The organism is Methanolobus sp. ZRKC4 (assembly GCF_045291305.1).
Taxonomy (GTDB): domain Archaea; phylum Halobacteriota; class Methanosarcinia; order Methanosarcinales; family Methanosarcinaceae; genus Methanolobus.
The window spans coordinates 2,847,843-2,861,854 of record NZ_CP146983.1 but is presented as its reverse complement, the minus strand read 5'-3'; the positions used below and the strand labels follow the sequence as shown (position 1 = coordinate 2,861,854).

At 41.6% G+C, this 14,012-nt stretch carries 9 protein-coding genes; 7 read left to right on the top strand and 2 right to left on the bottom strand.

The window, feature by feature from the left end; genetic code table 11:
- The first annotated feature begins 18 nt into the window (after window positions 1-18).
- From V7O67_RS14070 to V7O67_RS14040, 7 genes are all read left to right on the top strand, one after another.
- Window positions 19-2,442: a PGF-pre-PGF domain-containing protein gene (locus V7O67_RS14070; protein WP_342304252.1), complete on the top strand. Its 2,424-nt coding sequence runs from the start codon at window positions 19-21 to the stop codon at window positions 2,440-2,442.
- 229 nt (window positions 2,443-2,671) lie between these two features.
- Entirely contained in the window at window positions 2,672-3,679 is a 1,008-nt protein-coding gene (locus V7O67_RS14065) for a putative Ig domain-containing protein (protein ID WP_406670317.1), read from the top strand.
- Entirely contained in the window at window positions 3,657-4,016 is a 360-nt protein-coding gene (locus V7O67_RS14060) for a putative Ig domain-containing protein (protein ID WP_406671490.1), read from the top strand. Before V7O67_RS14065 ends, V7O67_RS14060 begins: the two co-directional genes overlap by 23 nt.
- 29 nt (window positions 4,017-4,045) lie before the next feature.
- Window positions 4,046-4,435, top strand: a complete 390-nt coding sequence (locus tag V7O67_RS14055; RefSeq protein WP_406670316.1) for a putative Ig domain-containing protein — start codon at window positions 4,046-4,048, stop codon at window positions 4,433-4,435.
- A gap of 19 nt (window positions 4,436-4,454) precedes the next feature.
- The gene (locus V7O67_RS14050; protein ID WP_406670315.1) at window positions 4,455-7,997 is read left to right on the top strand and encodes a putative Ig domain-containing protein; all 3,543 of its coding nucleotides are present in this window, start codon (window positions 4,455-4,457) and stop codon (window positions 7,995-7,997) included.
- A 99-nt stretch (window positions 7,998-8,096) separates the two neighbouring features.
- Window positions 8,097-10,190: an acetate--CoA ligase family protein gene (locus V7O67_RS14045; protein ID WP_406670313.1), complete on the top strand. Its 2,094-nt coding sequence runs from the start codon at window positions 8,097-8,099 to the stop codon at window positions 10,188-10,190.
- A 20-nt stretch (window positions 10,191-10,210) separates the two neighbouring features.
- The gene (locus tag V7O67_RS14040) at window positions 10,211-11,290 is read left to right on the top strand and encodes a phosphotransacetylase family protein (RefSeq protein WP_406670311.1); all 1,080 of its coding nucleotides are present in this window, start codon (window positions 10,211-10,213) and stop codon (window positions 11,288-11,290) included.
- Between the two features lie 49 nt (window positions 11,291-11,339).
- Here the strand turns inward: V7O67_RS14040 and acs are convergent, their stop codons facing one another.
- Window positions 11,340-13,280, bottom strand: coding sequence for an acetate--CoA ligase (gene acs, locus V7O67_RS14035; RefSeq protein WP_342304256.1), 1,941 nt, complete (start codon window positions 13,278-13,280; stop codon window positions 11,340-11,342).
- A gap of 145 nt (window positions 13,281-13,425) precedes the next feature.
- Window positions 13,426-13,989 carry a flavodoxin family protein gene (locus V7O67_RS14030; RefSeq protein WP_342304257.1) on the bottom strand — a complete coding sequence of 188 codons (564 nt, stop codon included), beginning with the start codon at window positions 13,987-13,989 and terminating at the stop codon, window positions 13,426-13,428.
- Window positions 13,990-14,012 lie beyond the last annotated feature (23 nt).

Below are 14,012 nucleotides of genomic sequence, written 5' to 3'. Positions count from 1 at the left end.
TTAACAATTTCACAAATCGTGATTGTTTCGGCGACTAATAGTACTCCCGTTTTAGAGGTCATAGGCGACCGAACGGTCGATGAGGGCAGTTTATTATCCTTCACTTTGTCTGCAAGTGATTCAAATAATGATTCTCTGGTATTCTCCTCCTCCGGATTGCCGAATGGTTCAAATTTGAATGGAACCACGGGGTTATTTGAATGGCTCCCAAGCTATGAACAATCAGGCATCTATCTAATACAGTTTGTAGTTTCTGATGGTGGGAACATTGATTCTGAATATATAACGATAACCGTGAACAATGTCAATCGGTTACCTTTATTTTCTCCGATTTCTGATACTGCAATAAGTGAAAAAGCTCAGGCAACGTTGATACTTGAAGCATCTGATTCGGACAGTGATATTCTTGTTTTCTCAAAGGATGTGTCATTTGGAAATCTTCAGGGTAATGTTTTTACCTGGATGCCGGGTTACGATGACCAGGGTGAACATACTATTATCTTCACTGCAAATGATGGTTTTTCCTCAGTAACACAAACTTCAAGGATAAACGTTTCAAATGTAAACAGGGAGCCGGTGTTATACTCAATTGGTGACACTTCTGTTCCTCAGAATGCACCTGTTACTATACAATTGAATGGCTATGATCCTGATGGTGACACTCTTAATTATTCTATCGTAGGTATCTTACCCGAGGGTGCATCTCTGGATGCAAATACTGGCCTTTTCCAATGGCCAAATGCTGAAACTCTAGGTTTTTCTTTCCTGCAGTTTAGTGTCGATGATGGTTTCGCTTCAAAAACAAGGACTGCGAAGATCATAGTTGGCGATTCCAATTCCCCACCTGTCATAAACACTATAGATCCCCAGTTAATTGATGAAAATTCAGAGCTTTCATTTGAGATATCAGCTTCTGATCCTGATGCTGACAAACTGAGTTTTTCCTATCCGGACAATCTTCCACCAGGATCTATCTTAACAATAACAAAGTCTTCAGTTCAATTTACGTGGACTCCTTCATATGAGCAGGCTGGTAATTACAAAATAGAATTCGGGGTTTCAGACAGTAGTACGTATGGCTATTCAGCATATGAAGTAGTAGACATTGTGGTTTTGGATGTAAATCAAGCTCCTGTCATTGATTTAGTGAATGATTATACACTCAGTGAAAAAAATGTCCTTAATATTGATTTGAGTGCAAATGATCCTGATAATGATGATTTTACATTCTCAACGAACAGTAGCTTTGGAACTGTAAGAGGCAATATGTTTACCTGGACCCCAGGTTATTCTGATGCTGGGGTGCATGATATATGGTTCACAGTATCTGATGGTAGCTTGAGCAATAGTACAAAATCAACTATTATCGTCAATGATGCCAATATGCCTCCAAAAATAAATTATGTAAGTCCGTTGGAGGTTTCTGAAAATGAAACGCTAACATTTTCCTTATCAGTCTATGATGAAGATCTAAATGATACTTTTACCTACGCTGCAATCGATTCTCCTTCAGGTGCTAACTTCAATAGTTCAACAGCTACTTTCGAGTGGACTCCTTCCAGTACTCAGCTGGGCAAATATTCTGTGGGTTTCTATGTGAACGATGGTGCTCTAGATGATTATGAAACAATTTCAATAACCGTAGTCGAACCTTCTTTACCAGTCATTCCTACAAGTTCCAGCTCAGGAGGCGGTGGCAGTGGAGGCGGTGGTTCGATGAATACCGGTGAGAGGTATGAGAATATTGACCTCAAGGATTACACTATTAAGTATGTGATGAAGGACAAGAAAGCAATATTTGAATTTGACGAACCAGCTAATAGTATTATGTCCATTGGTTTTGTTTCCAGACTCAATGGGGGTCAGACCAAAGCGGTGGTGGAAATGCTAAGAGGGACTTCGGCATTGGTGGATGCTGCTCCTGATGGGGAAGTATATAAAAATCTGAATATATGGGTTGGAGATTCAAAGTTCTCTTCAGACGTGATATACGATGTAGCTATCAAGTTCAAGGTTGAAAAATCATGGATAGTTTCCAATGATTTGGATTTCGAATTCATAACACTGTATCGTTATTCAGATGGTATGTGGAACTCTCTGGAAACATCTTTTATAGCTGAGGATGGAGGGTATTTCTATTATGAAACAAAGTCACCTGGCTTTTCACCATTTGCTATTGTCATTCCGCATGCTTCAGAACTTATTATAACAGAAAATAGCTCTTTCATCAATGAAACTAAAATGTCAATTAGTGATGAAATCATTCTGGATGAAGGTAAGGATTCTCCACAGGATAAAAAAAGACCTCTGGTGTTCCTTTTAATACTGGGATTGATAGTTGCAGTTGCTGTGGTAGGTACTAAGTACAGATCTCAATATGAAAAATTGTATACTCAAATTGGAAATCCTGATGGCAAAAGGTACAGGCGTCTAAAAAAGTAAAACCTGGGTCTGTCCCTTCAGTTTTTCTTTATTTCATCGTGCATAAGCAAATTCCATTTTGTATATAAATTATTATTATTATATCAATGTGATTAAAAATTTTTATTAACCATTAGATATTAAACTTGTTAGTAGTGGTGGTGCTTCCTTTCGTGAGGTTAGTACTCTTGATAGTCACATCTAGAAGGCAGCTTTGCTTTCTTCTAAAAATGCTTTATGGGGGTAGGGCATGTTTCCGATGGGAGTTGAAAAAGATAAAAAAAGATATTTTCTTTTATTATGTATCGTTTTGCTGATTGTAGTGTTGCCTGTGCCTGCCAGTGCATATTCCAACGAGTCGGTATCACTTGGAAGCACTGTTGTAAATCCAGCCACTTCATTTTCATTACCATTATTTGTCGACAATATAAGCAATATGCGTTCGCTGTCTATGGATATTATCTTTGATGAATCTTCTTTTCTCATTGATGACGTAGTTGCAAATGAGACACTATCAGGATCGCAGCTGACATATTATCTTAACAATTCCACAGGTTTTGCAAACATGACCCTGGACTCTGTGGATATCACGGCAGAAGAACAAACTCATATTGCTGATGTTTTATTCAGGGCTAACACAAGCGGTGTCTATAATATTGTACTAAGGAATGTTTCTATTGAAAATGATACAATGTCGTATCCTGCAAAGTTCGTATTCAATAGCTCTGTAAGAGTCAATTATCCACCGGTGATCGATTATATCGATGATAAAAACGTCACTTCTGAATCAGAACTGTCTTTTCCAGTATCTGCAAATGATGCAGACGATACTGTTCTAAATTATACTGTTGAAGGCTTACCTGCTGGGTATGATCTCAATCCCACAACAGGATCTTTTATCTGGACACCGAAAAAAGAAGATTCCAATGTATATGATGCTAACTTTTCAGTGTCAGATGGTTTTGCAGTGGCTTTCACGCATACCAGTATTACTGTAAACGAAGCAATTGTAGATCAACCACCTGAATTGGCCTCTATTGGTAACAAGGCCGTTGTTGAAGATGACCTTCTTAGTTTCACAGTATCAGCCACCGATCCCGATGGTGATACAATAACTTACTCTTCTATAGCCTTGCCTTTGGTTCCAGTAGTGGTGCTTTTAATCTTTGGTTCCAGTAGTGGTGATTTTAGCTGGATCATACAGCTAACTTTGGTTCCAGTAGTGGTGATTTTAGCTGATCCCTGGTTTTGGAGATGAAGGTAGTTATGAAGTCACTTTCATTGCGACTTCTAATGTTCTTGAAGATTATGAGACAATCACCATAACCGTAGGTGATGTTGACAGAGCTCCTGAATTGGCCTCTATTGGTAACAAGGCCGTTGTTGAAGATGACCTTCTTAGTTTCACAGTATCAGCCACCGATCCCGATGGTGATACAATAACTTACTCTTCTATAGGCTTGCCTTCCGAGCTAACTTTGGTTCCAGTAGTGGTGATTTTAGCTGGATCCCTGGTTTTGGAGATGAAGGTAGTTATGAAGTCACTTTCATTGCGACTTCTAATGTTCTTGAAGATTATGAGACAATCACCATAACCGTAGGTGATGTTGACAGAGCTCCTGAATTGGCCTCTATTGGTAACAAGGCCGTTGTTGAAGATGACCTTCTTAGTTTCACAGTATCAGCCACCGATCCCGATGGTGATACAATAACTTACTCTTCTATAGGCTTGCCTTCCGGAGCTAACTTTGGTTCCAGTAGTGGTGATTTTAGCTGGATCCCTGGTTTTGGAGATGAAGGTAGTTATGAAGTCACTTTCATTGCGACTTCTAATGTTCTTGAAGATTATGAGACAATCACCATAACCGTAGGTGATGTTGACAGAGCTCCTGAATTGGCCTCTATTGGTAACAAGGCCGTTGTTGAAGATGACCTTCTTAGTTTCACAGTATCAGCCACCGATCCCGATGGTGATACAATAACTTACTCTTCTATAGGTGATCAGCCACAATGAACTTTGTTTTGGAGTAGTGGTGATTTTTTCCGGAGCTAACTTTGGTTCCAGTAGTGGTGATTTTAGCTGGATCCCTGGTTTTGGAGATGAAGGTAGTTATGAAGTCACTTTCATTGCGACTTCTAATGTTCTTGAAGATTATGAGACAATCACCATAACCGTAGGTGATGTTGACAGAGCTCCTGAATTGGCCTCTATTGGTAACAAGGCCGTTGTTGAAGATGACCTTCTTAGTTTCACAGTATCAGCCACCGATCCCGATGGTGATACAATAACTTACTCTTCTATAGGCTTGCCTTCCGGAGCTAACTTTGGTTCCAGTAGTGGTGATTTTAGCTGGATCCCTGGCTTTGGAGATGATGGTAACTATGATGTAACTTTCATTGCAACATCCCATGGTCTTGAAGATTCTGAGACTATTACCATAACCGTAGGTGATGTTGACAGAGCACCTGAACTCGATTCAATAGGCAATAAGGCAGTTAACGAGAATGAGCTTCTTAGTTTTACTATCTCAGCCACCGATCCCGATGGTGACACGGTAACTTACTCTTCTATAGGCTTGCCTTCCGGAGCTAACTTTGGTTCCAGTAGTGGTGATTTTAGCTGGACCCCTGGTTTTGGAGATGAAGGTAGTTATGAAGTCACTTTCATTGCGACTTCTAATGTTCTTGAAGATTATGAGACAATCACCATAACCGTAGGTGATGTTGACAGAGCTCCTGAATTGGCCTCTATTGGTAACAAGGCTGTCAATGAAGATGACCTTCTTAGTTTCACAGTATCAGCCACCGATCCCGATGGTGATGGTATAACCTATTCCTATTCCTCTTCTTCTCCTCCAGCTTCTGCTACTCTCGATCCAAGTACCGGCAAATTTAGCTGGACTCCAAGTTATGACGATGGAGGTAGTTATGATTTAACTTTCATTGCCAGTTCAAACGGTCTTACAGATTCTGAGACTATCACCATCACAGTTGGTAACACCAACCGTCCACCAAGACTTGCTGTTATAGGAGACAAGTCTACTGATGAAAATTCACCTTTATCCATTTCCTTGAGTGCAGAAGAGGATGATGGCGATGTTCTATCTTATTCAGCCACACCTTTACCTGAAGGGGCACAGATGGACGAATCCACCGGCATATTCACCTGGACTCCAACATACGAACAGGCTGGTAGTTATAAGGTTCAGTTCGTAGTTTCAGATGGAACAATAGAAGATACTGAAGAAGTAACGATAACTGTTAATAATATCAACCGTCCACCGGTTATGGATATTCCAGATCAGGTTCACGTAGCGGAAAATACTACATTGGTCCTGAGTTTGAATACTTCTGATCCGGACGATGATACACTTGAATATTCAATGGATCCTTCCTTTGGTACTTTGCAGGATGGTATCTTTTCATGGACTCCTGGTTATGAAGATGAAGGTGTTTATAGTGTCACTTTTACTGTGAAGGATGCTGAGTTTGAGATTAGCAAAGTATTGCTTATCAATGTCACACATTCAAACTCTGCACCGGTGCTTTACTCTATCTCTGACCGGCTGGTCAATGAGCTTGAAACGGTAACCATTAACCTGACAGCTATTGACATCGATGGCGATGAACTCACATTCTCAAAGGATGTGAGTTACGGTAACCTTACAGACAATATTTTCACCTGGACTCCTGGCATCAATGACAGTAATTTCCATGACATTCTGTTTACAGTGTCCGACGGTCAGCTTTCAGATTCAAAAACCGCGACTATTGCAGTTGGTAACACTAATATTCCACCGGTACTGGCGCACATGGAAACCCAACATACAAGAGAAAACGAAATACTGACATTCATTCTGGATGCTTCTGATGTTGATAATGATACGCTGACATATTCATCTTCCAACCTTCCAATCGGTGCAAATCTTGAAAGCAGCACTGGTCAGTTTTCCTGGATTCCAACATATGAGCAGGCTGGCAGTTATACTGTGGAATTCAGTGTGTCAGACAAGATATACACAGCAGTAGAGACCGCGATTATTAACGTGGAAAATGTCAACCGTGCACCAGTGTTTGTTTCTATTCCAATGTATGTTGCAAATGAAACCCAGAGGTTAAACATAAATCTTAGTGCAACCGATCCGGATGGCGATAGTCTATCTTTCTCAACTGATAATGTAAATGGCACCATCACAGGCAACGTATATGCTTGGACTCCCGGTTATTATGATAGCGGTGACCATTATATTGATTTCAATGTCACAGACGGGGAATTGGTAGACGCTACAACAGTTCACGTCAAAGTACACGAGACCAATATGCCACCGGAAATTGATTCTATTGGTCCGCTATCTGCTTATGAAAATGTAACTTTGAAGTTTTTTGTAAATGCGACAGATGGGGATTATGATTCATTGACCTATTCCGCTAGTGGATTACCAACAGGTGCATCATTTAATGCCTCTACAAGACAGTTCATATGGAAACCTAGCTATGCTCAGTCAGGCACATATTCTGTAGAATTCTGGGTTAGTGATGGAGAACTGGATATTTCAGAAGCTGTATCCATAAAGGTGTATGATGTAAATAGGGATTCCAGTAATGATCTTAGTAGCTTTTTAACATCTAGTAGCAGTAGCTCAGGTGGCGGTTCTTCAAGTGGTGCAGAAGATTATGATAATGTCGCATACAAGGATTATGGTATGAAATATGTGACACAGGGGGTAGAAATAGTATTTGAATTCCCGAATGTAGAAAATGATCTTGAGTATGTGAAATTCAGTTCTCTAAAAGCAGCAGGCCAGGTAAAGGCAATAATTGAGATACTAAAGGAACGATCTAGTCTTGTAAACAGTAATCCACCAGGAAGTGTTTATCGTCATATCAATATATGGGTCGGGGATGCCAAGTTCAATTCCGGTGACTATATGTCATCGGCAGAGATAAGTTTCAAGGTTGCAAAAAAATGGCTCGTTGATAACAATGCAGATCCTTCAACCATAAAGTTTTACAGGTATTCTACTGGCTCATGGGAAGAACTCGAAACATCAAGGATAGGAACTGATGCAAATTATTATTACTACAAGGCCCAGACGCCAGGATTCTCTCCTTTCTCTATTGTAAGCACAGGCAGTGGTCCGGTTCTGATGAGCACAGTGCCGGAAAGTACTGCTGGCAATATCAAATATAGTTCTGATAGTGAATCAATCCTCAATTCAATAGAAGCAAGATCCGAGTCAGAGGCATTGAACACAGCATTGGAACATGACCCTGTGAGCCCGGTGAACACTGGTATATTCTTCATAGGTATTATCGGAATTCTTGCAATTGGTTCTGTAATTGGTTACAGATCAAGGAACGAATCAGTGGTACTTTCCAGATATTACGAAGCCTTGTATTCTTTTTCGACAGGTATTAAAAATGCTGCAGAGTGGACAAAGTATAAGTTAAGTTTAGAATCAATGCATAATGATTATGCAGTTCTGTCTGGTAAACTGACTGAAATAAAGACTGCAGATTACAAGACAATATATGAAAAGACGATTGCTGAGATAAAGGAAAGGCAAAAACAGTAAATTTGTAAAATGTTGAACTTTCCTTATTTTTCCATTTTCCCTTAGTTTTATCTATTATTGAACTGTATTAATAAAAAGGGAAATTTTCAGGGAGAAATCATGCTGGAAAAAATGTTCAATCCTAATATTGTAGCTGTAATAGGCGCTTCCAGAACAAAAGGAAAGGTAGGAAGAGCCGTACTTGAAAACCTGATGCAGAATAGTGATCTTAAGATCATACCAATAAATCCCAACGTTGATGAGATACTAGGGATCCCATGTTATCATAATATTATGGATGTTCCGGATGATCAAAAGGCAGATCTTGCGGTGATTGTTGTTCCGGCAAGAATGGTACCAACTTCTGTTGGTGAATGTGGCAAGGCCGGAATCAAAAATATAATTGTTATTTCTGCAGGTTTTAAAGAAGCCGGTGTTGAAGGTGCACGTTTTGAACGTGAGTGCGTATCTCTTTGTGACCAGTATGGCATGAAAATGATCGGTCCAAATTGCCTGGGTATTATAGATACTGCTTCAGGTCTTAATGCTTCTTTTGCAGCCAACATGGCTTATGAAGGAAACATCGCAATGATGTCTCAGTCAGGTGCAATATGTACTGTAACACTTGACTGGGCCGAGAGAATAGGGGTTGGTTTTTCAAAGTTCATAAGTCTTGGTAACAAGGCAGTACTTGCAGAGAATGATTTTTTAGAGTTGTTTGAAAATGACCCTTCAACAGCAGTTATTGCAGCTTATCTTGAAGGTGTCAAGGACGGTCCGCAGTTCATTAAAATTGCACAGCGTGTATCCAAGTCAAAACCCATAATAATTGTCAAGTCAGGAAGAACATCTGTTGGTTCCAGGGCAGTGTCCTCACATACAGGTACACTGGCAGGCTCGGATGCAGCCTACAATGCAGCTTTTAAGCAGGCTGGTATCATACGTGCGGATTCGCTGGAAGAGATGCTTGATTACAGCCGTGCTTTTTCTGTCTGTCCATTACCGGAGGGCAGGAATATTGCTATAATCACAAATGCAGGCGGTCTGGGTATTCTCACTGCGGATGCATGTTACAATTCGGGGCTTTCAATTGCTTCGTTTGAAGAAGCCACAGTTGAGAAATTACGGGAAAAATTACCTCCGGCAGCTAACTTCTATGACCCGGTAGATGTACTTGGAGATGCAAGTGCTGATCTATACGTACATGCGCTAGATTCTGTTCTGGAAGATATCAATGTCAATGGTATAATTGTCCTGTTATCTCCGCAGTCAATGACGGATGTACCGGGTATTGCTGAAAAGGTAGCAGAGAAAATAAAACAGTCAAAGAAGCCGATTCTATGTAATTTTGCAGGTGGTAACCGCATAGCTGCAGGTGAGGAAGTTCTCAACAGCTACGGAATTCCAAATTATTCATCTTCTGAAAGAGCAGTTGCGAGTATGAATGCTCTCTGTAATTATCAAAGTATAAAAAATCGTAAACAAGATCAACCGGAAATACAGGATTTTGACACTAAATTTGCCCGTTCGTTCATAGATGGTGCAGCGTCGCAAAAAAGAAGGACACATGGTCTTGAATCCATGGATATACTCAAAGCCTATGACATCCCGGTTGTGGATTCAAGGATTGCAAAAACACTTCCAGAAGCAATAAACGCGGCAGAAGAGATTGGCTATCCCGTTGTCATGAAAATAGTCTCGCCGGACATATCTCACAAGACCGATGTGGGAGGTATACGTCTTAACCTGAAGCATGCGGATGATGTAGAACGTGCCTATAATTCCATGATGTCGGATGTCCATCGTTATATGCCGGATGCAAGGATAGCGGGCGTGCAGGTTCAGAAAATGCTTTCCGGTGGAAAAGAGGTTATCATTGGCATGAACAGGGATCCGCAGTTTGGTCCGCTTCTTATGTTCGGGCTTGGTGGTACCTATGTGGAGTTCCTGAAGGATGTCTCATTTGCCGTGGCACCGATAAGTGCAGATGAAGCAAAACACATGGTGTCGTCAATCAAAACCTATCCTTTGATTGCGGGTGTGAGGGGTGAGACACCTGCAGATATCAATTCTATCATTGACGCGCTTATGAAGATCTCGCAACTTGTGATGGACTTCCCCGAGATCCTGGAGTTCGAAATAAATCCTTTGATGGTGATGCAGGATGGGGAAGGCTGTGTCGCAATGGATGTAAGGTTCACCCTGGATAGTTAAGAGTTTAAGGAGACGATAGTATGGCATCGATATTGGTTAGTTCTTCAGAGAAATTTTCAGGTAAAAGCTCCATCTGTATGGGGCTGGGAAAGATATTCCGGGACAAAGGTTACGCAGTCGGATACATGAAACCAGTGGGAAATCTCCTGATAGATGTGCATGGTTCTCTCACGGATGAAGATGCTGAAAGCATTAAGGAAATGCTCGGACTCGATGATCCTACTAAACTGATAACTCCTATTCACCTGACAGACAGTTTGATAGATGATGCACTTACAGGTGTCAAAAAGGATCTTGATGAGAGGCTTCTGGAAGCCTATTCTATTATCTCGGAAGATAAGGATGTTGTTTTTGTAGAAGGCACGGGAGGTATTGGCGGAGGGGCTATGTATGGTCTTTCTGATCCCGAGATAGCTTCCAAACTCCAGACCAAAATGCTTCTTGTGACACGTTTTGATTCCATCTATGCAATCGATCGTATATTGTGTGATCTTCGCATCATCGGGGATGATAATATGCTCACTGGCCTGGTGCTTAATGAAGTGCCCACTAATATGGAAGACAGAGTGTCTGAACTTGTGGTTCCATTCCTTGAGAAAAGAGGCATAAAGGTATTTGGTACCATTCACGAAGACGACACCCTGCGTTCTGTCTTTATCTCAGAGATAGTTGAGGACCTTCATGCTGAGGTTCTTGTGGCACCACACAGACTGGACCAGCTTGTGGAGCACTATCTTGTCGGAGCCATGGAAGCAGGTTCTGCTATCAAGTATTTCAGGAGAATTCCTAACAGTGCGGTGATAACCGGTGGTGACAGGGCTGATATACAGATGGCTGCCATCGAAACAAGGGTGAAATGTCTGGTGCTGACAGGGAACATGCTTCCGAGCGGTGCTGTCCTTGCAAGTGCCGAAGAGGCGAACATCCCCGTGATTCTTGTTCGCGGTGATACCATGACTACGATTGAGAGGATGGAGCAACTGATGGGTCACGCTCACATAAAACAAAAGGTAAAGCTCGACAGAATGGTCGAGCTGCTGGAAAATCATCTCGATATCCCTGCAATCGCAGAGAATATCGGCGTTGAACTTAAAAGGTAATATAAAAGATGAAGGAGATTTTTAAATCTCCTGTTCTTCTGTTTTGTGATTATTTCAGCATCTTTGTTTTCTCTTTTAGTGTTTCCACAACAGCGGGGTCCTGTAGAGTAGTAACATCTCCTGGGTCCTTTTTATTTGCAATTGCTTTGAGTACTCTTCTCATAATCTTTCCGCTTCTTGTTTTGGGAAGATCATCTGAGAAGATTATCTGTTTGGGACGTGCAAAAGGTCCGATGTTCTTTGCAACATAGGCTGTGAGTTCTTTTTTAAGCTCATCACTTTCCTCTATGCCTGATTTGAGAGTAACGTAACAGTATATCACTTCACCTCGAAGTTCATCTTCCTTTCCTACAACACCAGCTTCTGCAACCGAAGGATGTGATACGAGTATACTTTCGAATTCGGCACTTCCTATGCGATGGCCTGATACTTTGATAACGTCATCTACACGTCCTATTATCCAGAAATATCCATCCTCATCTCTTTTGGCACCATCTCCTGCGAAGTAGGTTTTATTGTCCCATTTGCTCCAATAAGTCTCAATGAAACGTTCCTCATTTCCCAAGACTGTACGGACCATGCTGGGCCAGGGTTTCAGAATTGCAAGATAGCCATTCTGGCCTGCAGGTACTTCATTGCCATTCTCATCCAAAACTGCCGCCTTGATTCCGGGCAGAGGCATTGTGGCACTTCCAGGTTTGGTAGTTGTTATTCCCGGCAGGGAAGATATCATTATCATTCCGGTCTCCGTCTGCCACCAGGTATCGAGTACAGGACATTTACCCATTCCTATGTTCTCGTGATACCACAGCCATGCACCCGGATTGATAGGTTCCCCTACAGAACCGATGAGTCTTAGTGTGGATATGTCATGCATTTGCGGCCAGGATTCTCCCCATTTCATAAACGTTCTGATGGCTGTAGGTGCGGTGTAAAGGATTGTTATCTTATGCCTCTCTATCATATTCCAGTACCTGTCCTTATCAGGATAATCGGGAGCACCTTCATACATTACAAGGGTTGTTCCATTTGACAGGGGACCGTAGACCAGATAGGAATGTCCTGTGATCCATCCGCAATCTGCGGTACACCAGTATATGTCTTCTTCTTTAAGGTCAAAAACAAATTTTGTGGTAGTATGGGTTGCAACCATGTAGCCACCAGTTGTGTGCACAATTCCTTTTGGTTTGCCTGTGGTGCCGCTGGTATACATCAAAAATAGCATATCCTCTGAGTCCATGACCTCGGGGTCGCATGAACTATCGGAGTCTTTCATGACATCATGCCACCAGATATCTCTTCCTTCTTTCATGGAGATGTCATTTCCATTGTGTTTTACCACTATGACCTTATCCAGAAGCCCACAAGAGCGAATCCCATCATCAACCTTGTTCTTTTGTTCAACTGTTTTTCCCCTGCGTGAGTATCCGTCACAGGTTATGAGGACCTTGCTATTTGCATTCCCTATTCTGGTGGCTAGTGACTCTCCTGAGAAGGCGGCAAAGACCACACTATGAGGTGCTCCTATACGTGCACATGCAAGCATGGCAATGACAACTTCAGGTATCATAGGAAGATATATAGTTACAATATTTCCTTTTCTGATTCCCATATCTTTAAGGACATTTGCAAAACGCGAAACCTCTTCCAGCAGTTCCTTGTAGGTGTATTTACGGATATCTCCGTTCTCACCTTCCCATATTATGGCAGTCTTATCAGCACGCTGCTTCAGATTCACGTCAAGACAGTTGTAGCATGCATTTAGTTTGCCTCCGATGAACCATTTTGAATGGGGTGGCTCCCATTCCAGCACTTTGTCCCATTTCTGATACCATTCAATACCATTGGCATTCTCTTCCCAGAAACTTTCCGGATCCTCTTCGGCTTTCCTGTATATATCAGGGTCGTTGACGATGGCATTTCTGGCAAAATCTTCCGGTGGTTTGAATCCGGTTATACTTTTTTGAGATTGATCTATGTTTTCTCCCATGATAGCACCCACATGACGGAAAAAAATATTCCTGTAATATCATTATATCAATTTGTTTATATGGTTTATCGTATGGGTATAAAAAAGATTGAAAAAGAAAGGGTGCTAAGACCCTGAAAGAGATACTAGAAAAATGAATGATGATCTATTTCTTCATCATTTCGAGAACATCACAGACCTTGTTGATAGTGTCAACTGCGGTCTTCATACCTTCTTCATCCTCAGCAGCCGGCTTTTTGAGTATACCTCCAAAGTGTCCGCCATCGCCTACAACGATCATTCCGTGTATATGCATCCATTCATGTATTGTCTGGATGGTCTTCTCCTGCCCGCCGTTCCTTGAACCGCCAATTGCCATGGCAGCACCCAGTTTGTTGCTGAGCTTGAATCCCTGTCTCCTGTGTACGACACTCCTGTCACAAAGAGCTTTGAGCTGGGCTGTCATTGTTCCAAAGTAAACAGGTGATGATACTACGATTGCATCAGCCTCGACCAGTTTGTCATAAACGGGCTGCATATCATCATCAATAACGCATTTTTCACCTTTAGCACAGACTCCGCATGCGGTACAGGGGGCAATTTTGGATGAGGATATGAATACTGCATCTGTTTCAAAACCTCTCTTGCTTGCTATGTCCAGCATTTTGTTAATTAATGTATCATTATTTTGGCCAGCTTTAGGGCTTCCTGATATTCCAAGTATCTTCATATGATCACACTGTGGAATTGGAA